Annotated in this window: 21 protein-coding genes and 5 tRNA genes; 9 read left to right on the forward strand and 17 right to left on the reverse strand. The window is 47.8% G+C overall.

Annotated features, from left to right (window positions below):
* Nucleotides 1–38: 38 nt before the first annotated feature.
* The 3 genes from ACR1R9_RS20360 to ACR1R9_RS20370 form a co-directional block, all read right to left on the reverse strand.
* Nucleotides 39–121 (reverse strand) — tRNA-Leu (locus ACR1R9_RS20360).
* A gap of 17 nt (nt 122–138) precedes the next feature.
* Nucleotides 139–214 (reverse strand) — tRNA-Lys (locus tag ACR1R9_RS20365).
* A gap of 107 nt (nt 215–321) precedes the next feature.
* Nucleotides 322–393: transfer RNA gene (locus ACR1R9_RS20370), tRNA-Glu, on the reverse strand.
* Nucleotides 394–700: 307 nt separating this feature from the next.
* Here ACR1R9_RS20370 and ACR1R9_RS20375 point away from each other — a divergent pair.
* Both ACR1R9_RS20375 and ACR1R9_RS20380 read left to right on the forward strand, forming a co-directional pair.
* Nucleotides 701–1,477: a DeoR/GlpR family DNA-binding transcription regulator gene (locus tag ACR1R9_RS20375; protein WP_076291697.1), complete on the forward strand. Its 777-nt coding sequence runs from the start codon at nt 701–703 to the stop codon at nt 1,475–1,477.
* Nucleotides 1,478–1,480: 3 nt separating this feature from the next.
* On the forward strand, nt 1,481–2,377 hold the full coding sequence (locus ACR1R9_RS20380; RefSeq protein ID WP_076291696.1) for a Cof-type HAD-IIB family hydrolase: 897 nt from the start codon (nt 1,481–1,483) through the stop codon (nt 2,375–2,377).
* 47 nt (nt 2,378–2,424) lie between these two features.
* Here ACR1R9_RS20380 and ACR1R9_RS20385 read toward each other — a convergent pair whose 3' ends face one another.
* Both ACR1R9_RS20385 and ACR1R9_RS20390 read right to left on the reverse strand, forming a co-directional pair.
* On the reverse strand, nt 2,425–3,096 hold the full coding sequence (locus tag ACR1R9_RS20385; RefSeq protein ID WP_083679110.1) for an MgtC/SapB family protein: 672 nt from the start codon (nt 3,094–3,096) through the stop codon (nt 2,425–2,427).
* A 209-nt stretch (nt 3,097–3,305) separates the two neighbouring features.
* Nucleotides 3,306–3,908, reverse strand: coding sequence for a flavin reductase family protein (locus ACR1R9_RS20390; RefSeq protein WP_433923677.1), 603 nt, complete (start codon nt 3,906–3,908; stop codon nt 3,306–3,308).
* A 166-nt stretch (nt 3,909–4,074) separates the two neighbouring features.
* Between ACR1R9_RS20390 and ACR1R9_RS20395 the strand changes: the two genes are divergently transcribed.
* On the forward strand, nt 4,075–4,773 hold the full coding sequence (locus ACR1R9_RS20395) for an ArsR/SmtB family transcription factor (RefSeq protein WP_076291694.1): 699 nt from the start codon (nt 4,075–4,077) through the stop codon (nt 4,771–4,773).
* A 232-nt stretch (nt 4,774–5,005) separates the two neighbouring features.
* On the opposite strand, the gene ACR1R9_RS20400 is transcribed toward ACR1R9_RS20395, so the two are convergent.
* The 3 genes from ACR1R9_RS20400 to ACR1R9_RS20410 form a co-directional block, all read right to left on the reverse strand.
* Nucleotides 5,006–5,094: transfer RNA gene (locus ACR1R9_RS20400), tRNA-Ser, on the reverse strand.
* A 5-nt stretch (nt 5,095–5,099) separates the two neighbouring features.
* Nucleotides 5,100–5,175, reverse strand: a tRNA-Asn gene (locus tag ACR1R9_RS20405).
* 172 nt (nt 5,176–5,347) lie between these two features.
* Nucleotides 5,348–5,809, reverse strand: coding sequence for a SprT family protein (locus ACR1R9_RS20410; RefSeq protein WP_063564440.1), 462 nt, complete (start codon nt 5,807–5,809; stop codon nt 5,348–5,350).
* 120 nt (nt 5,810–5,929) lie between these two features.
* On the opposite strand from ACR1R9_RS20410, the gene ACR1R9_RS20415 reads away from it, so the two are divergent.
* Entirely contained in the window at nt 5,930–6,286 is a 357-nt protein-coding gene (locus tag ACR1R9_RS20415) for a hydrolase/acyltransferase (RefSeq protein WP_099855906.1), read from the forward strand.
* Between the two features lie 230 nt (nt 6,287–6,516).
* A complete protein-coding gene (cmpA, locus tag ACR1R9_RS20420; protein ID WP_090808144.1) occupies nt 6,517–6,660 on the forward strand; it encodes a cortex morphogenetic protein CmpA in 144 nt (47 codons plus the stop codon).
* 153 nt (nt 6,661–6,813) lie between these two features.
* Here the strand turns inward: cmpA and ACR1R9_RS20425 are convergent, their stop codons facing one another.
* From ACR1R9_RS20425 to ACR1R9_RS20450, 6 genes are all read right to left on the reverse strand, one after another.
* Nucleotides 6,814–9,036: a Tex family protein gene (locus ACR1R9_RS20425; protein ID WP_076291561.1), complete on the reverse strand. Its 2,223-nt coding sequence runs from the start codon at nt 9,034–9,036 to the stop codon at nt 6,814–6,816.
* Nucleotides 9,037–9,310: 274 nt separating this feature from the next.
* A complete protein-coding gene (locus ACR1R9_RS20430) occupies nt 9,311–11,500 on the reverse strand; it encodes an alpha-galactosidase (RefSeq protein WP_433922875.1) in 2,190 nt (729 codons plus the stop codon).
* Between the two features lie 233 nt (nt 11,501–11,733).
* Nucleotides 11,734–12,084, reverse strand: a complete 351-nt coding sequence (locus tag ACR1R9_RS20435; protein WP_024630714.1) for a type II toxin-antitoxin system PemK/MazF family toxin — start codon at nt 12,082–12,084, stop codon at nt 11,734–11,736.
* A 3-nt stretch (nt 12,085–12,087) separates the two neighbouring features.
* Nucleotides 12,088–12,369: a CopG family ribbon-helix-helix protein gene (locus ACR1R9_RS20440; RefSeq protein WP_024630715.1), complete on the reverse strand. Its 282-nt coding sequence runs from the start codon at nt 12,367–12,369 to the stop codon at nt 12,088–12,090.
* 261 nt (nt 12,370–12,630) lie between these two features.
* Complete coding sequence (gene alr, locus ACR1R9_RS20445; RefSeq protein WP_076291559.1) at nt 12,631–13,818, reverse strand: alanine racemase; 1,188 nt, start codon at nt 13,816–13,818, stop codon at nt 12,631–12,633.
* 456 nt (nt 13,819–14,274) lie between these two features.
* Entirely contained in the window at nt 14,275–15,477 is a 1,203-nt protein-coding gene (locus ACR1R9_RS20450; RefSeq protein ID WP_099855898.1) for an outer membrane lipoprotein-sorting protein, read from the reverse strand.
* A 295-nt stretch (nt 15,478–15,772) separates the two neighbouring features.
* Here ACR1R9_RS20450 and ACR1R9_RS20455 point away from each other — a divergent pair, with 295 nt between their 5' ends.
* On the forward strand, nt 15,773–17,266 hold the full coding sequence (locus ACR1R9_RS20455; RefSeq protein WP_433922874.1) for a serine hydrolase: 1,494 nt from the start codon (nt 15,773–15,775) through the stop codon (nt 17,264–17,266).
* Between the two features lie 43 nt (nt 17,267–17,309).
* Here the strand turns inward: ACR1R9_RS20455 and ACR1R9_RS20460 are convergent, their stop codons facing one another.
* The gene (locus tag ACR1R9_RS20460) at nt 17,310–19,139 is read right to left on the reverse strand and encodes an ABC transporter substrate-binding protein (protein ID WP_433922873.1); all 1,830 of its coding nucleotides are present in this window, start codon (nt 19,137–19,139) and stop codon (nt 17,310–17,312) included.
* 141 nt (nt 19,140–19,280) lie between these two features.
* Between ACR1R9_RS20460 and ACR1R9_RS20465 the strand changes: the two genes are divergently transcribed.
* The 3 genes from ACR1R9_RS20465 (at nt 19,281) to ACR1R9_RS20475 (ending at nt 22,863) form a co-directional block, all read left to right on the forward strand.
* The gene (locus ACR1R9_RS20465) at nt 19,281–20,315 is read left to right on the forward strand and encodes an MFS transporter (RefSeq protein WP_433922872.1); all 1,035 of its coding nucleotides are present in this window, start codon (nt 19,281–19,283) and stop codon (nt 20,313–20,315) included.
* A gap of 18 nt (nt 20,316–20,333) precedes the next feature.
* On the forward strand, nt 20,334–20,531 hold the full coding sequence (locus ACR1R9_RS20470) for a hypothetical protein (RefSeq protein WP_433922871.1): 198 nt from the start codon (nt 20,334–20,336) through the stop codon (nt 20,529–20,531).
* A gap of 157 nt (nt 20,532–20,688) precedes the next feature.
* Entirely contained in the window at nt 20,689–22,863 is a 2,175-nt protein-coding gene (locus ACR1R9_RS20475; protein ID WP_433922870.1) for a serine hydrolase, read from the forward strand.
* A 156-nt stretch (nt 22,864–23,019) separates the two neighbouring features.
* Here the strand turns inward: ACR1R9_RS20475 and ACR1R9_RS20480 are convergent, their stop codons facing one another.
* The gene (locus ACR1R9_RS20480; protein WP_326065036.1) at nt 23,020–24,084 is read right to left on the reverse strand and encodes a hypothetical protein; all 1,065 of its coding nucleotides are present in this window, start codon (nt 24,082–24,084) and stop codon (nt 23,020–23,022) included.
* Nucleotides 24,084–25,919 carry an HSP90 family protein gene (locus ACR1R9_RS20485; RefSeq protein ID WP_433922869.1) on the reverse strand — a complete coding sequence of 612 codons (1,836 nt, stop codon included), beginning with the start codon at nt 25,917–25,919 and terminating at the stop codon, nt 24,084–24,086. Before ACR1R9_RS20485 ends, ACR1R9_RS20480 begins: the two co-directional genes overlap by 1 nt.
* Nucleotides 25,920–26,248: the final 329 nt, after the last annotated feature.

The raw sequence follows: 26,248 nt of genomic DNA on the forward strand, positions 1-26,248 counted from the left end.
AGCCCTTCCATTAGGAAGAGCTTAATCGTAAATTATGATGCGGTCGAGAGGACTCGAACCTCCACGGGTATACACCCACTACCCCCTCAAGATAGCGTGTCTGCCATTCCACCACGACCGCATATTCAATTGTAAAAATGGTGAGCCATGAAGGGCTCGAACCTTCGACACCCTGATTAAAAGTCAGGTGCTCTACCAACTGAGCTAATGGCTCTTGCTGTAACTTCACCGGATGTGCCATGCGTAACTCTTTTGTATAGGAGCTATGACTTTTTGAGGATTCCTCATCAGGATTGTATATCCCTGAGGTGGTGAAGATAATGACCCGTAGGGGATTCGAACCCCTGTTACCTCCGTGAAAGGGAGGTGTCTTAACCCCTTGACCAACGGGCCTTGTAAACAAGTTGTCTTTCTTGGCGACAAGAATGAGTATATCATAGGCCAACTTAAATGTGCAACACTTTTTTTCAAACTTTTTTTATGCACTCCTTTTCACCCTTTTCCATGGGGTCAAGAGCATGTTCACGCCTGAAATGTCTTTCACAAATTTATCACCGTAATCATCGCAATTTGTAAAATTAGTATCAAAAAACTTAAATACACTTACATTCACTTATAATATTGCAAATATCATTATTAGTACTTATAATTAACCTATCAGTAATATACACGGTCAGCTACGTATAAGGAGGCGGCACGTTTGTTTCAGGAAGAACGAATGCAGCTGATTATTGAACATTTGCGTAAACACAATCGCATCTCGGCTGATGATATTGTATCCCTCTTTGACGTTTCCCGGGACACAGCACGAAGGGATCTGATCAAACTCGAAGAACAGGATGCCATTATCCGAACGCGCGGCGGTGCAATTCTCCCCGTTCCACCAGATGAGCGCCGATCTTATAAAGATCGTTTGCTCCACATTTCCGACGAAAAAAGAGCTATTGGCAAGCTAGCGGCTGCTATCGTCCGCCAAGGTGAACACATTATTCTGGATTCTTCCACTACAGTGCAGACTTGTGCCGAAAATCTAAATGGCAAGTTCTGTACTGTCATCACCAATTCCATTTATTCAGCTGATCTTCTCTCCAATCATACCGCTGTCGAGATTCGTTTGCTGGGCGGAAAAGTCGATAAGGAGCAACGTTATGTCTACGGTACTTCAGTGATAGAAACTCTTTCCCATTACTATGTAGACAAAGCCTTTATCGGCATTGGCGGAATTACGATGGACGGCTTCAGTGCCTCCGAAGAAGAAGGAAAGATCAAGCACAAAATGATGCAGGCTGCAAAACAGGTTATTGTACTCGCTGACCATTCCAAGTTTGATAAGCGTTATGGTTATCGTTTTGCAGACTGGTCACTCGTTGACATGTTAATCACAGATCAATGGCCTTCCCAAGATTGGCGGACTTTTCTAGCCGAACAACAAGTCGAGATTCTCATTCCTGAACCTACAATTGAAAAGGAGTTGTAACATATGAAATTATTTGCTACCGATTTAGATGGAACCCTGTTGAACAGAGACAGTCAGATCAGCCCGGAAAACGCAGCTGCAATCCATAAGGCGCAACAAGAAGGATTAAAGATTACGATCGCTACAGGACGGGTCTATTCCGACGTATTAAGTATAAGCAGCGAGGGTGGAATTAACACGCCAGTTATCGGCTCCAACGGAGCTACCATCCATGATGCCAACGGCGAACGCCTATTCCATCTTCCACTCGAGCGTGAAACGGCCGCATCCGTCATGCAGTGGCTGGAAGATCATCATTGCTACTACGAGGCCTCCACACAACAGGGTATATATGCCCCTATAAGCAGCCATGAGGCGATGCTCGCTGAAATGGATCGCATCCTGGGTTCGAGTCCCGGGGAGGATATTGAACGCCTTATTCGAGCTGTTAAGAAGCACTATGACAAGAAAGACTATCACCGCGTAAACTCCCATCAGGCAATCCCTTCCGAAGCTTACATTTACAATATTATGGCCTTTTCATTGGATCCGGCTCAATTGCAGCAGGGACGCGAATACTTTGCTTCTCGGTCCGATGTAGCCATGGTGGTATCCTCTGAACACAACTTCGAAATGCAGCATCCTGATGTATCCAAAGGTAACGCCTTAAGCAAACTGGCTGCTCATCTGAACATCTCCATGGAAGATACAGCAGCCATTGGTGATAACTTCAACGATGTATCCATGCTGAAAATGGCAGGACTCGGTATTGCCATGGGCAATGCTGAACCGGAGATTAAGGCGCTTGCCAAGGCTATCTCTTTGACCAATGTGGAGCATGGTGTCGCACATGCCATTCAGTGTGTTCTTGAAGGAAAGCCCGTTTCCCGGCCGGAGACCGTCGTTGAAGGCGGTCAGTAACTGATTGTCATGATGATTCGGCATAGCGACCTAACAATAGCCAAGGCTCACCTCATATCAACGGATCGAACGTGAGGCACATCCTGCAATAAAACAATTAATTGCTCGGCCCGATATGATCCAGGCAGTTGCAGAGTGAATTCAAGTACAGTCTCCTCTCCGGAGTCTGTGCTTATTTGCTGTTCCGTTTTGAATCCGACCACCGAGATTTTCTCCTGTCCCAGCAGAGCCAAAACGGTTTTGAGGGTATCCCCTTCCTTTAGCAGTCGAATGGTCAGCGTCTCTGTTCTCGCGGACACCAACCAGCGTGTCGGCCGATGCAGCAGCATCTGTGCCACTACAATAAGCAGCGTTACCCCAGCCCCAGTCCAATACAATCCCGAACCCACAGCCAGTCCCATTCCTGCAGTCGCCCAGATTCCCGCCGCTGTCGTCAATCCCCGGACCGTGTGGCGTTGTGTAAAGATCATTCCGGCTCCAATGAAGCCAACCCCACTGACCACCTGTGCGGCAATCCTGGATGGGTCAAGCGAGAGATTCGCCCAGTCTGCCTGATCCTGAAAGCCATACTTGGAAACAATCATCATCAATGCTGCACCCACCGCAACAACAAAGTGTGTACGTATCCCCGCTTCCTTCATTCGGTTCTTGCGCTCATATCCGATCAACACGCCGCATATGCCAGCTATGAGTACACGCATTAAGTATTCCATTTCCATGTTCATCACCTCTCTTATGTATATGCTTACATGTATCTTTCTTTACTATTTACCCAATCCCTGCCTAATAAAATAACCGAATTATTTGATTGCCCACATGAAATCTCAATGGAGCCTCAATATAGATAGAAAGAAGCGGCGCCCCAACCGGCACCACTCCATATATTCTGGATTACTTATTCGTTTCTATGCTATACAGGCCATTTACTTCACTTCTCTGCCCGAAAACTCTCCCCATGCCTTTCTCCAAGTCCATAATAATGTCGGAAATTATAAATTAAAGGATTCCACTTCTCCGGGTTAATCTTGTTCAAACCTGAGATCAGGCGGGTATGTACATGTACCTTCAACGCCTTTACTTCCACAATCGCCATGAAAGGTGTATGTTCGGGGATACGAATCTGTTTTACCGCGGCTTCAATCTGGAGCGGACACTCCGCTATTTTATCCGGCTCAACTTGAATTGAACCTTGGGGTGTCAGTCCAGAGACGGCAAATTTATCATCGCAAAACTCAAATCCCATCATCCTTTTCTCCTCTGGAACGGGATATATTCCGGTATAACGCCCGAGTCCCTCAACCTGCTCCCACAAGGATGCATCCGGCAGATTAATCACACATTCGGGATGGCGGCTCAGGTTCTCAAAGGCTTTGCCCTGAGTACCAACTCCAAGTACCAGGCAGTCACCAAGTGCCCAGGATGATGAAAGCGGCGACAGGTTTGTCGTTCCATCTTCATTTAACGTACTCAGCAGCAATACAGGTGTGCCATAGTACAAAATACTTGGATTTATCACCTCGTGCTGTATCAGCTCTCTGTTCAAGTCCCGATGCTTCACCGGTTCAAACTCTTTTTGCGTTCTATCATTGGTATACAATGCTTCTTCCTCCATTCTTCAACCCGTCCCTTCCATCTCTTGGGTTCTAATTCATGCATGATTAATTGTAATACACCAATAGTTAAGGTATCATCGAAGTATGAATACATATCCGAATATTTCTGTAATTGCATCGTTAATTGCTGATCCCAGTCGTGCTATTTTTTTGGAAGCTTTGTTGGATGGTCGTGCACTTCCTGCCGGCGAACTTGCATACATGGCGGGTGTTACTCCTCAAACAGCAAGCAGTCATCTCGCCAAGCTGGTCGAAGGCGGGCTGCTCGTCGTTGAACAGCAAGGACGACATCGATACTATCGTCTCGCAGGAAAAGAGGTTGCTTTTCTGATTGAGACGATGGGTAGTATCGCCGCACCAGTACAAGTGAGATCTCTCAAACAGTCTAACCAGCTTCAACATCTAAGCTTTGCTCGAACCTGTTATGGGCATCTGGCTGGAAAATTAGGGATAGCGCTGTGTGAAGCTTTATTGCGGGAAGGTTATCTCGAAGAACCTGAGGATGAGCAGGGCAAGGATTACCACATTACAGAGAAAGGGATTGAATGGTTCACTTCTTTTGGCATTATGCTTGAAGGAAAAGCAGGATCACGCCGCGCTGTGGCTCGCAAATGTCTGGACTGGAGTGAGCGTCGTCATCATATTTCCGGTGTACTGGGAGACGAACTGGGACGCCGTTTGTCTGAGCTGGACTGGACCCGCCAGAAGGCAGGCAGCCGTTCGGTGGAAGTCACGGAAGCTGGCAAGAAGGGTTTGTACGAGGTATTGGGTATTTCATTATAGCGTGGCAACCAGGCATTCTTTCTTGTACATTGTCAAAATGACGATACATCAAAAATCCCCCTCCTCAGTATCCGTTAAAGGTTACTGAGGAGGGGGATTTTGTTTGGTTTATTCAGAACGGAGAGAGAGGCATACTCTCACTTCATTCGAGACTGCGATGTATTGCTTACGAAGCGTATGCTTCGATGAACCTTTAGGGTTCTCATCCCTTATACAGAGAAGTAAATCAAAACGGAGAGAGAGGGATTCGAACCCTCGCACCGCTTACGCAGTCTAACCCCTTAGCAGAGGGTCCCCTTATAGCCACTTGGGTATCTCTCCAAGAATGGCTCCCCGAACAGGGCTCGAACCTGTGACAACTCGATTAACAGTCGAGTGCTCTACCAACTGAGCTATCAGGGAATAATAATCTTGAATAACCTAAATTTATCATGATTAATATTCCAAGTCAACATGCCTCCGGTGACTTTCTTTATAAGCTTCAGATACTCCCATAAATGCTCGCCAGGAAGCGTATTACATATAGTCTTGTGGGTCTTGTGCTAAGAAGTGTTGTTTCCAATAAACGTTAACCTCAGATGGTATGAATCCCCAACTTACCCGCACATCGACCACAGCGATACCTCTTCGGATCAACTTTGCGCTTACGCAAATATTCCGTGCCGCAGCTCTTACACACCAGCTTATAGCGATACGGTAATGGCTTTCTGCCCTTTCCATCCGGAAGGGACTGACAGAACCGCGAACCGCCCACCTTCTGCAATAAGGCCTTGAATTCAGGATCACGGTGTTGGTAGCCGCGTCCACGAATGTGCAGATGATAGTGACACAGTTCATGCTTGATAATTTTCTCAACCTCTTCCCGCCCATAAGCTTCGAGCTGATGAGGATTAATCTCTATCCGGTGACTCTTGAGCATATAGCGTCCACCTGTAGTGGTCAAGCGACGATTAAACAGCGCCTCATGAGTGAAAGGAACCCCGAAATGATCCAGTGACACCTGCTCAATCCATTGCTGCAATTCCTCGTTTTCCATCGGTTTGTCCTCCTTTCGCACTCCTTGAGCCATTTGTTTTTCCGCCATAATACTTGAATTTTAACCGTTTCGTAGGCTACACTGTCAAGTAGAATGTATGAGGGGAGATTATTACTCGTTATGCCTACAATGCGCTACGTCATCCTGCAGCAGGAACAGCAATTGCAGTTTGTGGAAATGCCTGCCGATTACGCTTATCAACTCAGTGCGCTCAACCTGCGCCTGCACAAAGAAATTGACAAACTTACCGCAGCAGATGTACCTGTTCTACCTTGGGCAATCGCCGAATGTGACAATCTTGATCTTCTGGACGAGCAACTCTCCATCATCGGAGGCCTTGATTATATCAATGCGCTTGAACAAAGCTTTGCAGAACTAAGAGAGAGCGAATATCCTTTGATTTCCCTGCTCACTGAGATCCGTGCCCTTCAGGCTCAATTAGAGCAATGGTATGAAGAAGAGATGGAATCACTCTGATTTACTTATGGACTTATTATTAATGCAGGATGGAACCAAAAGCGCATCTCCTAAAAGCGGGGGTTGCGCTTTTTTCATTTTTTCACCCCTACAATCATGGGCTCTGTCCTTTAACCCATATCCTTATACATATTGAATTTTCCGAGTTCATCACGGGTTAATTCGCACAGTCCAGGCTATTGCCACATATGCTAACGTACAGATGAATTATGCAAGAGGAGGAGATACCCTTGCCTCAATGGCTTTGCAATCAACTGATGCGTGCATTTCACAAAAAGGACAGCAGACAGATCAAGCTGCTGAACGAATGCTGGTTCTTTTACCGAAACAAACCGACAAGTGGCACCCCGCGCAGCGCGGACAGCGAACTCTAAGAATCCGACGCCACTCTCTCCGTCCACTTCAAGCTCTCACTTCTTTCATAAAATCCCTTCGAAGAATACAGTACGGGCAACAGTACTATTATAACTGACAACAAACAGCCTTCCCATTACAGGGAAGGCTGTTCTCCGATCATTGTGCCTGGATTAGGAAGACTGCTTAGAAGAAGCAGGTTTCTTCATCGTGAGGCCGACACGGCCTTTTTTGGTATCCACGTTCATCACCCAAACCGTTACATTATCTCCGACAGATACAACATCCATCGGATGTTTGACATAACCGTTACTCAGCTGTGAGATGTGGACAAGTCCGTCACTCTTGATGCCGATATCAACAAAGGCACCAAAGTCGATTACGTTACGAACCGTACCTTGCAGCTCCATGCCTTCCACCAAATCCTCAATTTTGAGCACATCTGTGCGGAAGATCGGTAGCGGCATTTCCTCACGCGGGTCACGGCCCGGACGCTGCAAGCTGTCCAGAATATCACGCAGTGTAGGCACACCCACATCCAGTTTCACAGCCAGCTGTTCCGGTTGTTGCTCAGACAGGAGAACAGACAGTTCCTTGCTGCCAAGCTTGTCCAGCGCAACCTGAAGTTCCTTAAAGAGCTGGTCTACGACCTTATACGATTCAGGGTGAATCGGTGTGCGATCCAGCGGGTTCTCGCCTTCACCAATCCGCATAAAGCCTACGCATTGCTCATAGGTTTTAGCACCCAGACGCGGCACTTTTTGCAACTGGCGACGATTCGTGAACCGGCCGTTCTCTTCACGGTACTTCACAATATTTTTGGCAATGGTGGCATTCACACCTGCAACATAGGACAGCAGTGAAGGCGAAGCCGTATTCACATCCACGCCCACATGGTTAACTGCGGATTCCACAACAGCCTTCAAGCTTTCTTCCAATATTTTTTGAGATACGTCATGTTGGTATTGGCCTACACCAATGGCTTTTGGATCAATCTTAACCAGCTCAGCCAGCGGGTCTTGCACCCGGCGGGCAATCGAAGCAGCACTCCGTTCAGCAACGTCAAGATCCGGAAATTCTTCCTGGGCCAGCTTGGATGCAGAATATACACTCGCTCCAGCTTCATTGACGATCAGATACACGAGACTTTCGTCCCCGTTCTCCTGAATAATCTCGGCAACAAACTGTTCTGTTTCACGGGATCCGGTACCATTACCGATGACAATCAACCCGATATCATATTGCTTGATCATCCGATGGAAAACCTCGGCAGCTTCACGCTTCTTGTTGTGCGGTGGCGTTGGGTACGTAACAGCCACTTCCAGCAGCTTGCCCGTATCATCAACGACAGCCAGTTTACAACCCGTACGGTAGGCAGGATCGACACCAAGCACACGTTTGCCATGAATCGGCGGCTGAAGCAGCAGATTACGAAGATTAGCCGAGAATACGGATATTGCTTGGTTTTCGCCTTTTTCCGTCAGCTCTGCACGAACCTCACGCTCAATCGAAGGGGCAATCAAACGTTTATAAGCATCTTCAATCACATCACGCAAAACGTCCTGTACCGCAGACGCACCCTTAATGATTTGTCCTTCCATGTGGCGGTGAGCTGGTTCAGGCTGCACGTCCAGACCTACCTTCAAAATGTTTTCACGTTCACCGCGGTTAATTGCGAGAATACGGTGAGGAGGCATTTTTTTGGCTAATTCACGATAATCATAGTAGTTCTCATATACAGACTCCTGCTCAGCATCCTTCGCTTCCGAAGTCAGCATGCCATGATCGAGCGTATAACGACGAATCCATGCACGAATAGCAGCATCATCTGCAATATTCTCAGCCAGAATATCTTTGGCTCCCTGAAGTGCGACCTCTGCATCTTCTACCCCAAGTTCAGCATTGATATAACGCGCAGCTTCCTCCAGGACATTGCCTTGCTTCGGTTGACCCCAGATCCAGACAGCGAGTGGTTCAAGACCTTTTTCCTTCGCTACACTGGCACGGGTTTTCCGCTTCTGACGAAACGGACGGTACAAGTCCTCTACTTCCTGCAGCTTAACTGCCTGAGTGATAGACTGTTTCAGTTCTCCGGTCAGCTTGCCTTGTTCCTCTATAATACGGATGACTTCCACTTTGCGGTCTTCCAGATTGCGCAAGTAAACGATGCGCTCTTCAATGAGCCGCAGCTGGTTCTCATCCAGCTCTCCAGTCATTTCTTTACGGTAGCGGGCGATAAATGGAATCGTATTGCCTTCGTCCAGAAGCTCCGACGTGGTGCGGACCTGCTTCAAGGACAGTGACAGTTCCTTGGCTACCTGTTTGATGATTCGTTCATGGCGTTCTGCCTTTATTGTTTCTTCATTGGGTTCCAGAACCGTTTCCTGTTCAGACAAATAAATCCCTCTTTCCTTCCTGAATCGTTCAGTTGAAGCTTGTTCAGGGCAGCTTTGCTGCTGTAATCACAGTATCGAACCTGCATTCAAGCAGATTCCTCTCCCCTATATTATCACAAAATCCCGTTCAGATTTCCAGCATTCGTCCAGGTTACAAGTTCTTACAATTGAGATTACGTATCAAACCTTCGTCTCAGCCATTAGAAAAAACCGAAAAACGTCTCCCCGACGTCTTCCGGTCTCTCCTGACAAACACTGCCATCACGCCAGTTTATTATACCCGTTCGAAGCGGAACATTTCACTCAGATAGTCTCCCGATGCACGGCCTACGGAGATCCCACCATACATCAGTGCATCCCCGGTAAACGTCTCGGAACCACCTTTCAGGCGGTAATCCGCGTCAGGGTCGAGGCCCTTCAGCTTCAGACGTTGGAGCGGTGCATTCGGTTCAGATAGCACACGGAAGTAGAATACAACGGCTTCGCTGCCATCTGGTGCAATAAACATCCAGGCCGTTTCATTTCCCTCAAACGGACTTAGCAAGCGACGGAACGTTCCGTATTGAATGGTTCCCCGAATTTCTTTGTACAGCTCAACCTGCGCCTTTACAATGGCATTCTCTTCCTCTGAGAAACGAGTCAAATCCAGCTCGTATCCAAAGTTACCAGACATCGCGACATGTCCACGAATCTCTAGAGAAGTAATTCGGTTGACCTGATGATTAGGTACAGCTGAGATATGTGACCCCATTGAACTTACCGGATATACCAGGCTTGTACCATACTGAATACGCAAACGGGATATCGCGTCCGTGTTATCGCTGGTCCACGTTTGCGGCATGTAGTACAGCATACCTGGATCAAAACGGCCGCCACCACCTGAACAGCTCTCGAACAGGATATTCGGGAACGACGAAGTAATCCGTTCCATGACTTCGTACAATCCAAGCATATAACGATGTGCTGTCTCGCGCTGTCTGTCTGCTGGCAGCAATGCAGAACCTATTTCCGTCATATTCCGGTTCATGTCCCATTTCACATAAGTGATCGGCGCGGATCCAAGCACATCGCTTAGCATGCGTACAATCTCATCACGCACATCCTGACGGGAGAAATCGAGTACCAATTGTTGGCGCCCTTCCGTCCGACGGCGATCCGGCACATGCAGACACCAGTCCGGATGAGCACGGTACAATTCGCTGTCTGGCGAAATCATCTCAGGCTCAAACCATAATCCGAACTGCATGTCCAGACTGGTTACCCGGTTGGCCAAATCATCCAGGCCTTGTGGCAGTTTATTCTTGTCCACAATCCAGTCACCGAGTGAGGAGTTATCGCTGTCCCGATGTCCGAACCATCCATCATCCAGTACGAACAGTTCAATACCAAGCTTCTTCCCTGCTTGGGCGATCTGCTCAATCTTATCTGCGTTGAAGCCGAAATAGGTCGCTTCCCAGTTGTTAACCAGAACCGGGCGCTCTGCATTGCGGAATTGTCCGCGTGCCAGTCGCTCCCGATACAATTCATGATACGACTGGGACATACCATCGAGGCCTGTGTCCGAATAGACCATAACCGTTTCAGGTGTCTGGAATGACTCCTGCGAATCCAGCTTCCAGCTGAACTCAAACGGATTGATTCCCAGTGTTACACGAGTGGTATGGAACTGGTCCACTTCTGCTTGTGCAGTGAAGCTGCCGCTATACACAAGACTGAACCCGTAGACTTCACCCTGATCTTCGTCTGTACCTGGTGTCATCAGTGCAATGAACGGGTTCTGCTGGTGACTGCTTGAGCCGCGACGGCTCTCGATGCCTTGCAAGCCGGAAGCAAGCGGTCTGCGAACGATGTCCCGTTCACGCGTCCATGCTCCTGACAGTTGCAGCAATTCGTAATCAGCATGCGGGAAATCAACGGAAGAACTGAGCGCACGGGCAATATTCACCGAGGTAGCGCTCTCATTAATGATGCGCATGGAACGCGTAATCGCATTAAATGCCGTAAAGGCAGTGTAGCTAAGTTCAATCTTGATCCCTGCAACACGATCTTCCAGTTCAACGATGAGTGTCTCAGCTTCATCGTCAGATTCAACATAAGTCGCAGGTAGTCCAGTAAGCGCTGCCTTTCCTTTGATCAGTCGATGGCCTGTATACGTGAACTCCGAAACGGTTGAACCATTCTCAAGCTCCAATTGGATTGCCGGATTACGGAAATCACTTGTACCATACACCGGCAGTTCTACTGCCAACGTGTCGAAAGAGATCGTCCGATCTTCCGGCACCGGATTCGGGCTGAACGAAGCACGCTCTGTACGCACATGAAGCCAGCTCAGATCGGTATCACGCAGTTTTTTGCCATAATATAAATGTACCAAATATCCCGAAGGCAGGACCTGAAATACATAGCTTGCCTTTTGAGTCTGTAGATGAAATTGAAGCTTCTCCTGATCAATATAAATGCTCATATGTCTCCTCCACCTCTATATATGTCGATTACGTAAACGGTTTCTCAGGTATCATTATAACGAAAAGCTTCAAAATGTTCTACGCTTTCATGAAGCTTTAATCAAAAGAGCGTACCCCGGCCGTTAGGCTGTTGTACGCTCTTCTGATTGCTGTCTGAAATTGTGTGTTCCTGTAAGGAACATCCATTGTCTACGGATGGCACGGCAGAACAAAGAAACAACTGCCTGCTGCCTTAAAAATCGATTAAACCTAGGCTGATCTGTAAGGCTTCGTTAACCAGTTTCATGGTCTCCTCGTCCAGATGGGTAATCTTGTCGGTCAGCCTCTGCTTATCAATCGTCCGTATTTGTTCGAGCAAAATAACCGAGTCCCGGTCAAAGCCGTGTGCCGCCGCATCAATCTCCACATGCGTCGGCAGCTTTGCCTTTTGGATCTGGGCGGTGATCGCCGCCACAATACAAGTAGGACTAAATCGGTTGCCGATGTCATTCTGGATGACCAGAACCGGCCTGACTCCACCTTGCTCGGAACCGACAACGGGAGAAAGATCCGCAAAAAAAACGTCACCGCGTTTTACGATCAATGTCTACACCCCGCTAACTAAGCGGTCCAGAGTGCTGTCCGCATCTTCCTCCGCGTGAAAGGCCTCGGATGCCATGGTGAGGTTAATCTTCGCCATCTCCATGTACCCTCGCTGCATCGATTCACGGATGTAACGTTTCTTACGCTCCGTCAAATACAGCTTCATGGCCTGCCTAATCAATTCGCTGCGGTTGGAATTCTCCAGCGCTACGATGCCATCCACTTCTTGCAAAAGATAATCAGGCAAACTGATCATGATCCGCTTGGTGTTCTGCAAGTTGGCCACCTTTCTTCCACCCCCACAAACCTTTCGCCATTGTGAACCAGTATTACGTTTTTCCAGAACTTTTATACAAAGGAATATATATGCCCCGAGTATATCAAGTATGCTGTACTCCATTATAAACACGGGGAACAATATTCGTACAGACCAAACATCTCTTTTCAGGATTTTTCATCCCAGTCATCATTCATAATTCGAGATGCTCCGACAGTTTTCCTTCTGTTCTGAAAAAAAGTTTATTGGAAATAGCGTCCAGTCGAGCTATCAGGATGTCAAAAGAGGGTTGATTCTGGCGACTACTGCTCCATTACGGGTATAAACCCGCGGGATTCGGTGCGCCATCATGCAGACCACTTCGTAGGGAATCGTACCGAGTTGAGATGCCACCTCGTCTGCAGTTATGACTGCACCCGATTGGTGACCGATGAGAACAACCTCTTCGCCGGCTTGAATTTCTTCTGCTTCTGCTGCAAAAGATTGTAGCGACACCATACACTGATCCATGCAGATCGTACCGACGACGGGAACGCGGCGGCCGCGCACAAGTACTTGTGCTTTACCTGACAGCATTCTTGAAAATCCGTCTGCATAGCCGATAGGCAGGGTCGCTATTCGTTCGTTCCCTTGTGTTACATAACGGGTTCCGTAGCTGACACCCCAGTGAGGTGGCAGCGTTTTGACCAGAACCGCCTTCGTCTTCAGTGTCAATACCGGGGACAGCTTCACTACCTGATGATTCACCTCTCCCGAAGGATACAATCCGTACAGACTAATGCCCACACGTACCATATTGTAGGACAACTCCGGCGTATCAATGGTAGCGGCGCTGTTCGCCGTATGTATAATCGGGATGACACATCCCTGATCCCGCAGCGCATCAACCACGCCTTGGAACCGTCGATACTGCTCCAGTGTATAGGTCTTGTCTTTTTCATCCGCCTTGGCAAAATGGGTAAACATGCCTTCTAGCATAACCTGCTTCAGATGGGCTACTTCCTGAATGAATGCAAGCGCCTCATCGCCAGGCAACAGCCCAAGTCTGCCCATGCCGCTGTCGATTTTGATGTGAACCTTGAGCTTACGAGAGGATGTGCCCGTCTCCAGATGTCGAATGGCTTCGAGTACTTCCTTACTGAACAGCGTAATGGTTACATCATGTTTCCAGGCTTCAGCGATGCCTTCTGGCGGCGTGTAGCCCAATACCAGAATCGGAAGGGTAATCCCGTGTTGTCGCAATTCAAGCGCTTCGTCAAGAAAAGCTACACTTAAGTAATCCACGCCAACTCGTTCCAGTTCTCTGGCCATCTCCACTGCTCCATGTCCATAGGCGTTTGCCTTCACACAAGCGAGCAGTTTCTTGCCTTGCGGCAATGTTTCACGGAAAGCGTCCACGTTGTTGCACAAATGATCCAAATTGATTTCCGCTTGGGTCGGCCGATATTGTTCTTGCACGTTAAGTCACCTTCTCTAATCATCTTAATCCGGCTCACGTCAGACTCCATCGTAATGCTCAAGCATGTGACTGTCAAATGAACGGAAGATCTGCAGTCCAAAACACATACAGGAGCACTATCTGAAGTCGGGAGCAAAATCGGAATAAGACCCATAAGCCAGACCATGAATGAGATATTCATCTCTCCATAACGTAACTTATCTGCTTATATCGTATTATTTACCCGGTTCCTCCCGCGTAGAAGCGTGTTTTGCATTATTGAGTGCACCGGACCTAATCCTTGCTTATCTTACGCAGGGTCATGGGCTGTTGATACACACAGGCTCAACCGAAATCAAATCCTGTGAATCACGGCTATAAAACAGGAAAGATGACCTCTATATGCAGCAAAGCACCGGAGAATATCTCCGATGCTTCTTAGCATTCCTTATGTTAGGACGACTATACTTTGCAAATCATTTCCCTGACTCTTCCTGCATTGAGGTTGCAATCTGCATCATCTCATTAACAGGCAAGTCAGCACTGGTAATTCGGTATTCCACCCCGTCAGTCATCCAAGTAAGAGTCTGCAACGCATCTCCGCTCAGCATACCAAGTGTGAATCCAAGGTCAACTACACTGGACGGTGCAAGCGATACAGCTCTGTCCTGAGGCCGCGCCTCAAAGATCGTGTAATTATATGTTCCTTCGTAGCGAAGCATAACCGAATAGTCTCCTGATCCTTCCACGATCTGATCGTCTTTCAGCTTAACCCCTTCCGGAGCATATGTCGGCTGAATAACTCCGAAGCTATCCGAACCTTCCGGCTCGGCCGATGTAGGTTCTTCGGTTCCTTGCCCGCTGGCCGGATCTTCTGAACCTTGCTGCTCGGCGTTATCACTCACACCCGTCTGTCCGTCACTAACGGTTCCGCTCGGATTCGATGCAGAACCTTCCTCTGTTGCAGCTTGAGGATTGGTAGTCTCTTTACCATCCCCAGCAGGAGCCGCGCCTGAGTCAGTACCAGCCTTGCCACCATTTTCTGAAGCAGCAGTCATATTGCGCTGCATGTCAAACGCGTCTTTCTCAAATTCAGTACCAAATTTGAAGCTATCAAACTTCACATCGACCACCACATTGGCATTCGAGTCGGATACTTCTACCTGTTTTGGAGCGTAATCACTTTTGTTTAACCATATTTTCTGTCTGACCAATGCATGTGTATTGTAGTTGGCAGCTACATCGAATACATAGCTTTCCTTCTCATCGGCAAACTGGCGGGTCGAATCACCTGTTATGCTGCGGATCAGCGTCTCGTAGAGGTAAACCTGGCCTTGGTTATCCGGCCAGTTACTCTGGAAACGGAAGCTTTTGTTCTGACTCGGTGTCAGGACAAATACGCCCTCATCATTGCGCAGTACAATTTGTGTTACATCCTTTTTGGCATTCGTTAATGCGATACGATAATACGAAGGCTTTTGATGCCATACCTCGACCTTATACTGCTGCGGCGTATCTCCGGTATGCAGCGTCATAACGCCTGCCCCCTGATAACTTTCCATTTCTCCTACGACTTCGTTCAGATCTTTGACCACGGCTGCCGCATCCTTCTTCCCGCAGGCGGCAAGTAAGGTCGATAAGACCAATACCATGGCAAGCATCCATGATATTCGGCGCATGACATCATCCCCTTTAGCACATGTTTTCACTTCAGGATTGTGCGTACAGCAGAACCCCTACTTGATTAGTACATGTTATGAGGGACTTGTTCGATATATGCGGACTAGTTTGACAAGCATTGCATCATCCAATGCTGTAATACCCTATCTGGTAACAAAATCAGTCTCGGGTAGGATGTAAAATCCAACCAGATTATTCATAGTAAATACAGATAACAACCCAACCCATGTAATTACATAACACTAATATGTAGCTAATTTGATGTACAACTCTATTTTAAATTGGAGGAAAATAATGAACACAACCTACCTTCACTCATTGCTGAATGGATTGGATGATTTTGTGGAAGAGCAGCTTAAACGTTGGAAAGGAGTAGGTGTGGCTGTAGCGGTTATCCACAAGGATGAAGTCATTTTGCAAAAAGGATATGGTTATCGCGATTTGGAGTCCAAGCTTGAAGTTACACCCCATACCCTATTCGCGATCGGTTCAAGTACCAAGGCCTTCACAGCATCAACCGCCGCCCTTCTCGTCGATCAGGACATTCTGAAGTGGGACACGCCTGTCAGAACGTATTTGAAAGACTTCAAAATGTTCGATCCGGTAGCTACAGAACGACTCACCATCCGAGATATGCTCTGTCATCGCTCCGGACTTCCAAGGCACGAGATGGTCTGGTACAACTCATCAAGGAGCAGAGAAGAACTTGTAAACGCGCTTCAGTATCTGGAGCCTAATGAAGACTTTCGGAACAAATGGCAATATCAGAATTTGATGTATATGGCTGCTGGTTATCTGGTAGGTCAACTCAAAGGAACTTCATGGGAGAATGTTGTCCAGGAGTCCCTGTTTAACCCACTTGGTATGAATTCAAGTGTCTTCTCTGTCGATGAGATGCAGAATCAATCTGACTTCGCCTTCCCTTATATGGATCAAAACGGTGAGAATACGCGGATACCTTTTCGGAAAATAGATGCCGTAGGGCCTGCTGGCTCCATTAACAGCAATCTGGTCGATATGATCGCCTGGGTGCAATTTCAATTGAATCAAGGGCAACAGGGTGGGAAACAGCTGATTTCCAAAGAACAGTTGGCTATTACACACAGCCCGCAAATGGCTAGTGATTCACCATTCTACTGCAAAGAGTTGCCTGTTAGCACGTATGGTCTGGGCTGGATGATTGATTCTTATCGCGGACACGCCATGATTCATCACGGTGGGGCAATTGATGGATTCGCTTCTCAGGTCGCCTTTTTACCGGAGGAACAGATCGGTGTTGTAGTCCTTTGCAATACCCATGGGAGTATTCTTCCCTACACGATTTCTTTTAACGTTATTGATCGTTTGCTTGAATTGGAACCTGTAGATTGGAGCGAGAGATTAGCCAAATTAATGACTGGAGAATCAACCGATTCCGAAGCAGCAACAAACACCATAGAAACACCAACTACTCCAGAAACCTCTGTTGAGGAAAAACCAGTGGATACTCAGGTTCATCCCCATGATCGTCCTATCCATGCGTATGCGGGAAGTTATACCCATCCAGGTTACGGCGAAATCGTTATTCAACAGTCGAATGATGGGTTACAGGCCACATTGAATGCTATTGAAATGCCTATGGAATACACTGGAAAAGATACGTTTTCCGTAGAGCTTGTCCTGTTTGGCTTGAAAATCACTTTTACGTTTAAGACGGATGAAGAGGACACCATAAGCTCTCTCTCCATTCCGCTGCTGCTGGAACCTGGCACGAGTCCAATTGAATTTATAAAGACACCTTCAGTATAAAAACATCCTCCACCGGCCTATCCCATTGTAGTAACTACACTTTTTACCACAGTGGGATATACGCCGGATAACTCGCAGTATCTTCTTCTGTATTTGGACTTCTCTTCACCCACAATCGACGCAGATCAGGCATACCGTATGCTACGACACGATAATCCTGAAGCGAAACGTGGTGTGCATGTTCTTCCCTAAAGCTGTATGTAGGCAGGAGCAGCGCCTCTTGAATGAGTCGCTCCTCCAAACTCATAAGCGTACGAAATCGCTCAGCACTATCCTGAATCATAACGACGTGTCTGCATTCACGTTCCAGCTCGCTTTTTCGCTCGTCATCCAGTGCCATGAGGAACAGCGTATTATGGAACGTATACATCGTTAGTAGACTCAGCGTCACATGCTCATCGAACACTTCACCCGTATAAATCACATCATAAGAGGCGAATTCATCATGGTATACGGCATCTACCGGATTACATGGCGTAACACTCACTTTCAGTCCAATAAGCGCACAACGCTGTGCGAACCAGGCCATGTCCGTCTCCATTTTCTCGCCTTCCTCTACCCACACATTCACGATCTGGCCTGCGTAACAGCTGCGTTGTAACAACTCTGAAGCTCTTACGAGAGAAGAGTCAGCTGAGAGGGCTGTTGTTTTCGATCCAATCCGTTCAAGCATCTGCTTTTCCTTGGACTTGTCCCGAACCAAGCTATATGCAGCCTGTACACCTGTGTGTGCCAATGCCCCCATCATCTCCTGTGGATCCATTAGTTGCTGAACAGCCTGACGAAAGTATAAATCCTGCTGTGGGCCTTCTTTTCGCATATTAAAAGTCATAAACACACCGCCCTGAACCTCATGTTGAATCAAGCGAGCCTGTCCGTCTGGAAACAAGTCCTGTTTGATCGCCGACTCCACTCGACCCGTCTGGGGAAGCTGCCATATTTCAACCCGATCAATAAACGCCCGCCCCCTGAAATAGGAAGGGAACACCTCCAGCACAAGCAGCTTGGGATGATTACGTGTCAATCGGTACGGCCCGGTACCAATCGGATACATCGGGTCAAACTCCACATCACGGGGCAAGATGGATGCATTCATACTGCTCATCAGATCCGGGAACATAAAGTTGGGAAACCGCAATACAAAACGCACCGTTAGCTCGTCGAACGTTTCTATGTGATGAATGGAACCAAACAGTGACTTGCAAGGGTTCACCTGATCGGAAATAATTCGTTCAAATGTATATCTTACGTCCTCTGCATCAAGCATCCTTCCATGGTGAAAGAGTATGCCTTTGTGCAAATAAAAGGTCCACTCTGTTCCCTCAGGGTTGCTCTCCCATGCAACGGCAAGACTCGGTTCACAGACTTGGCGTTCAGCGTTGTACTGCACCAAGCGATCAAATACCTGCGCAACAATTCCAACTTCTCCCCACATGTAAGCCCGGGTCGGGTCCAATGTCTCAAAAGCCGTCTCCTGAGGAATTCGCAGTGTATCAACTCTTCCCTGAGTGCCGTGATCGGAACGCAGACCGAACTGGCCTTGCAACCCTTGCATCAATATTTCTCGCATCGAGAACGGCATTGCCGAAGCCAGCGCATAGGCCTCTTCCAACCTGTTGCTTTGCAACAGGCGGTCGAATCGTTCCTGAACAGCCTGTAACAGAGGATGGCAAAAAACGAGCACTGATGTCTTCCCTCTGCCGCGCTGCGGGCTCCATCTGATCCAGTCATGATCCATAAATTTGTTCATAATCAGATTCATATTGCGCATCGTACAACATAAATGATTAGCCAACTCACCAATTGTTGTATGTATTTCTTCCTCTTCGTCTACATTCGAAAAGGCCATGCGAAGCTGAATATAATGATCCATGACCTCCACAACTATCCCTGCCTTTCATTCCCCTACGTAAAATACGAAATTGACTCCTACGCTTCTACAGTTTTTCTTCAGGTTTTCCTCCATTATACTCAGGTACATCGACAACACCAGCGGGAAGGAAGAGAACTGCACATGAAATATACTGATTTGCATCGCAACATCAAGATTCGTATCATTACTGATTTTTTTACGGATCTAACTCAGAAATCCATTATTCCTTTTATGGCGATTTATCTGAGTGTCCAGATTGGTGCAGGCTGGGCAGGTATGCTGTTAACCGTTAATATTGTGGCCTCCATGATCGTTGGCTTGGGTGCAGGATACTGGTCTGACCGAGTCGGACGCAAGAAACTGATGGTCATCGCCCAAATATTGCAGGTATTCGCCCTGTTCTGGCTGGCTGCCGCCAACTCCCCGTGGATGGACTCCGTTCCTTTAACTTGTGTCATGTTTCTGCTTAGCAGCATCAGTTCTGGCATTACTGGGCCCATTGCCAATGCCATGATTGTAGACGTGAGTAGTGAGCATGAACGTCAGTATGTGTATGGGCTGCAATATTGGACCACCAACGTTGCCATTACGATTGGAGCGCTCATGGGCGGGTTATTGTTCGAGTCCTTCCGCTTCATTTTGTTCAGTTTGGTATGCATGGAGAGCCTGGTTACACTATTTATTCTGTTGTTATATATTCATGAAACAATGGATAATAGACACTCCAATCAGCTTGATGTCCCGATTAATAGGAATATACTGAAAACGTATGGCGGTGTATTTAGGGACAAACGATTTATGGTGTTTTTCACCGCAACAGTGCTGGCTGTCTCGTTGGAATTCCAAATGGATAAATACATCGCCGTTCGTCTGAAAAGTGAATTCAACGCCCAACTGTTCCATTGGGATATCTCAGGTCTGCAGATGTTCAGTCTGATCATGGCGATTAACACTGTACTCGTCGTAATCATGGCCATTCCTTTCTCCAAATGGCTGGGGCGGTTCCAGTCCAGATTTATTATGACTGTCGGCATGTGTATGTACACTACTGGATTTGGCGTGCTCGCATTCAGCAATTGGGCCTGGCTGCTTATCACATCCGCTGTACTGCTAACCATCGGTGAGCTCATGTATGCGCCTGTTCGTCATGTTATGCTTGCTGGCATGATTCCTTAATCTGACCGTGCTGCCTATATGGCTGCTGACGGCATGAGTTATAATGCAGCCGCTCTGCTGGGTAGTCTTGGGCTGACGATTGGGGCCTTCCTGCCTTCTTATGCAATGGCTGGTCTGTATATATTGATGGGCATCGGCGCTCTCGTATTTTTCCGGCAGTCGCTTCGCCCGTCAACGGGTCAAAGAGAACCACAACCATGCGCAGACGCCTCCTAAATATTCGGCTCCTCTATTCTGTATTTTGCTCCTGATCGTTGTGAGTTCTATTGAGGAATGGATATCACAATCTACTATCTTGAAACCTATTGGTCCAGTAATCAGTAATAAACAGGAGAGTTCCTTTTACAAAATTTTCTTTTGAAGGAGTGTTTACATGCATTTATCCAATCGAAGCACCCGCTTCAGGCTCACCTCCATAACAGGGGCGTTCATGGCGTTGGTCCTGTCCCTCAGTCTATGGGCACCCGCCGTGCAGGCGGAGACCACACCTGCTGCGGTCAATGAAAAAGGAAAAGTGACAGCGCTGACAACAGATTCTGCGACAGCCTTTCTGGATACATTTTTTGATTCCGCCGAAGCGAAAGCCCAATATGTTGGTGCTTCCGTAGTCGTTGTCAAAGATGGAAAAGTCGTGGCAGAGAAAGGGTATGGATATTCCGATCTGGAGAGCAAAGAGCCCGTTGATCCGAAAAATACCACTTTTCGTATCGCTTCGGTCTCCAAAACATTCACATCAGCCGCTGTCATGCAGCTCGTAGAGCAAGGTAAGGTGGATTTAAAGGCTGATTTCCAGACCTATGTGAAAGGACTGGAATTCGATAATCCTTTTGACAAACCTGTAACGGTAGAGAATCTGCTCACACACACCACCGGATTCGAGATTCGCGACCCACAGCAGGAAGACATCCATGATGACTTTGACAAAAGTGTATCGATGGAGGATTATGCCAAGTTACATATGCCTCCTGTCGTCAGAGAACCTGGTAGCGCCTACATGTACGACAACTTCTCCTTCCTGCTGCTTGGCATGATTGTGGAGAATGTGAGCGGCGAGCCATTTGAATCGTATATGCAGCAGCATATCTTCAAACCTCTCGGTATGGATAACAGCAGTTTCTTGCTGAACGGCAAGTTCAAAAACCAACTTGCAACAGCCTATGATGCGGCCCATAATCCACTCGACCTGTACACCCTTTCCCCAACACCTATGCCTCAAGGCGGCATGCTCTCAACGGCAGAGGATATTGGGAATTTCATGATTGCTTTCCTGAATGATGGCGTGAAGGATAACGAACGTATTTGGAAAGAATCTACGGTAAAAAGCATGGAACAATACCGTTCTTCCATTCATCCGCTGCTCCCCAATACCACTTATGGATTTGAAGCTGCTTTTCAGCTTCCGGGTGCAGGCAGCAGTTCCAAAATTATCACCAAGGCTGGTGACCTAATCGGATTCAGCTCTTATCTCTTCCTTATTCCTGAGCAAAACACAGGTGTCTTCCTTACTTACAACCAAACAGGAGCACTTCGTAATCTCTTTTATCCTGCCTTTATCCAAACGTTCTTCCCGCAATATGCGGAGCCCATTAAGTTCAAGGACTATACACCTCAAACTGCGGATGAGCTGCAACGCTTCGCTGGGCTATACGCGGATCTGCGACTGAGCACCATTGTTAGTTCCCTGAAAGATGACGGCAAAGAACCTGGACAATTGAGCATTTCCGACGTCTTCCTTGGCCCACGTACCCTGATTCAGGTTGAAGATAATCTCTTCAAGGACGAATTAACAGGCCAGTTCACGGCGTTCAAGGAAAATGCTGATGGAACCATCTATATGAAAGAACCTTATCTCAACCCAATGGGTTATGAGAAAAAAGGGCAGAAACCCCAAGGCTTCCGGGATGTCCAGGCGAATAGTCCTTATGCTGAAGCCATCTATGGTTTGCAATCCCTTGGATACTATACCAATGATGCAAGTGAAGCTTTTCAACCCAAAAATGCCGTTACACGGGCTGAATTCATTGAGGATGTCCTTAAAATGAGCGGGCTGAAAGCCAGCAAAACGACGCCACCTGCGGATACCGACTGGGCAACTCACCCTGCTGCCGGTTACATTCAGCTAGGTTATGAATCCGGCATGATCGCCGGTGCGGATGAGAAACAGTTCAAACCGGATCAGGTCATCACACGTCAGGAAGCTATGGTGATGATCTGGAGAACTCTCCAGCTGCAATATCCAAATGAACTGTTCGAGGATGTGAAGCTGGCCGGGCAGACAGATGCCTGGGCTGTGCCTGCGATCCAGATGATGGTTAAGCTAGGCATCCACGGTCCTGAAGTGAAGGTGCTGGAGGATGGATCAGTCGATTTCCTCTCACGCAAACCACTGATTCGCCAGGAAGAAGCAGCAATTATGTACCAGCTGTTTACACAGCCAACCGACAAGATCGTAGCTGACCTGATGACAAAGCAGCCGCAATCGGAAACTTCCTCAGATGAGGAACCTGCCGAAGATACAACCGCGCCTGCAACCGTAACTCCTGAATAACCGGAGCACCAACCTTATATTCACGGTATAAAAAACGATAAACAGGCTTGTTCAAAGGAGGATAACCCTCCTTCTGAACAAGCCTGTTTTGGCTAGCGTGGTGACCTTCTGGTGTACCATTTGATGGTGCGATGATACTTAAGAGGTCATCTCAAGTTATGAATTAAATACCTCGCTCAACATGGAAGAGACATGTTGATTGCCATTCCGCTGGTCATATTTGTCTGCGGCCGCTTTGGCATATGCCGCAAAATAGTCGACCAGTTTACGCAAATCTCCTGGATCTCCTTCATAAGGGAATGAAGCGGGAAGCCGCAATCGGTATCCTGGAGATTCATCAGCCCAGCGGCGCAACAATTGTGCTGCTCTGGCATAGAACATCATTTTGGCAAACGGATCTTCATGGTCCATCGCAAGCACTATGTTTTCTTCCAGAACATCGATGCCCTTCGCCGGGTTCGTGCGTGCAAGATAATCCATCTGCTCAGCAAAGCTCTGCACAAAATCATTATGTCCTTTGATCATGCGATAGCCTTTCGCCTGATGTTTGTCAGCTTCATCAATCCTGCCAAGCCGGTATAGTGGCATCAAAATCTCTGATAAGGTCAGGTGCGGAATTTCGGCACAACTCATTCGCCCTTTCAAAATGGGCTTCGCCGCTTCCAATACCTTCTCATCATCACCTACCAATAACCAGTAGCGCATGATCTCGTCCTGCTCACAGGCTTCACAATCACTCATAAAGTCACGATCCATACTTCTGAACTTCGTATAGCTGGTACCTGCCTCCTCCAGCTCGCCAAGATCCATAGATATGCGGAATCGATAATACCAATACGAACGTTCACTGTACCCAAATGATTTGAAGCGACGTCCAAAGTCCTCCAGCAGCTCCATCATTTTAACGCGAGACACTTCCGGGAAGCTGGATAACTCACCTAAAATCCATTTATATGACCACATTAACGTTTCTTCGTCATAGCGTTCAGGCTGTTGATCAAACTTGCCTAGCTGCCAGGAAAAAGCAATCAGTGCTTTCATCGGATAACCGCAAAATGTCGCGGTCTCCACAATCTCTGAACGTGCTTCGTATGCTTCCTCCTCCATGCCATTCACATCAGCGACTCTTGCCGCTTCCTCCAGCATGCCAAGCTTCGCTGTTCCATTAGGCAGGCCATAGGCCTCATCCATCAGATCCTCAAAATCCATTTCGGTCTTCATCAGGCATCCCCCTTACGATCTGTATTCGCACGCAAACCCCAATCAATAAAACGAACGATGCCCTGATTCAGCACCTCAAGCTCCTGCCGATTCATCGCGTAATGCCCCATCATTAGTGCATTGACATACAACATCTCAATGGCAATCGGAGTCATTTGGGCATCCGGTGAAGTCAGGACCCGCTGAATAATTGGATTGCTGATGTTCAGATACAGGGTCGAATAACCTGCGGAACTAATGCCGGATGACAATGATCCGAGGACAGATGAAAACAATTCTGTACTCTCCTCACTTGCTTTTTCCAATGCACGCAGCGTGGAAGACTCCTGCGAGAGTGTGAACAGCACTGGCAAATCGGCTGGCTTGAAGCCCTTGACCTCTGCACGGCAGCGGAAACGTTGCAAAGCAGAATCAGCAAGGCGCAAGGAATCATAATACTGATTCCGTTCAGCCGGCGGCACGTCGGTAAAACTCATGGATAACTCATCCGGCTGCAACCGCTGCGTCTGTACATGCTGCACCACTTGTGGCAGCATTGCCATCAAATCGCTATCGTAGATGTATCCACCGTTAATGACCAACATCGATTGGGCTGACGCGACATGATGAATTTGACGATACTCATCCACCGTGGTAGTGAAGTACAACGTCTCTCCCTCGCTCATCAACTCGCCCAGTTCCCGATGACCACGTGTACTTTCAAATGGAAGCCAGCGGTGAATCATCGCGTAGAACTCCTGATCCTGCACAGCCAGTGCTTTCATCGACAACGCATGCAGACGAATCAGCTTTTGCAGCCGTTCCGTCTGGCTCTCAGCCATGTCGGCCAACCCTTTACGAAGGGCATCGCCAAGTTCGGAGCGAACCTCTTCCAGCTTTTCATTTTCATAAAAATGTTCCCGTGAAGCCGTTGGTTGAAGCTCGTCTGTCCAGATTAGGCATTTCACGAAGAAGGCCCATTCCGGCAAAATATTCTCCGCCTTCTCCGAGATCAGCATTCGCTTCAAGTACACCCGGTGAGAACGCTTGGCATTCAGATTGACAGCATGGGGCAGTACAAAAGCTATACCTCCTGTACGGCCTGAAGCCGTCGTCAGTGGAATGAAATCCTGAAACTTCTCCCCAAGCAATCGTTCACCAAAAGCCAGCACTTCCGCTCTGCGTCCACGTGCAAGCTCAGGCTCCATCAACCAGATCGGTGACTCGCTATTGACGTTATGTTGAACACCGTCACTATGCAGAATGACTGGATAAGGCAGCAACGCTCCATAATAGAACAAGGCTTCTTTCACATATTCCGTTTCAAAATAATGGGCTGCGTCCGGTGTACAACGCAGATATACTTTCGTTCCCGGAGACAACTGTGTCTCCAATTGCCGAATCGTATACGTTCCATCGGGCTTCCCCCGCCACTCCATCGAAGGTCCACCCTTCGCGGATTGCGTCAGCATGACGATTTCATGACTCACCATGAAACAGGACAATAATCCGATTCCGAATCGCCCGATAAACGAAGTCTCTCCATCCAGCAAAGCCTGCTGCCCACGCTTCGAGGATTGACCTATCATCGCGAGAAACTCATGGATATCGGCTTCCGTCAAGCCAATGCCGTTGTCCTCCACCATCATGGTCAACTGCTCGCCTGTTCCTGTCAGTTCCACACGTACTTCACCCTGGAATCCCGGTTCCGCTTCTGTTCGAGCTGTAATGGCATCCGTCGCATTTTGCATTAATTCACGTAAAAATACTTTCGGGCTGCTGTATAGATGGTTCGATAAAATCTGGATCATACCGCTCAGGTTCACCTGGAAGCGATACTCATTGGATGCTGTCATTCCGCTCACCTTCCTCTGGTCCAAACCCATCTGATGTTTCCTACTTGGAAGTGTTCATACGATGTGTTAGACGAAATAGTTATGTAATCACAAGAAATGAGGCGTTCCATTGGATGGATACGCCAAGTAACGACGTCAAACCGGCCTTGGCTAACCAAGACCGGCGTTAGATGAATATTCAGGCATTCATGATATGTAAGAGGCCTTAAGTCTAATTACCACGTTATGGAGGGCAATGAAACGAGATATTGCATCCTTTTAACTAGAATACATGGTATAGACCACAGTGAAAACAAACCTGAGACCCGATTTCGCCGGACTTTAGGGTG

The organism is Paenibacillus taichungensis, from assembly GCF_050994985.1.
Lineage (GTDB): Bacteria > Bacillota > Bacilli > Paenibacillales > Paenibacillaceae > Paenibacillus > Paenibacillus taichungensis.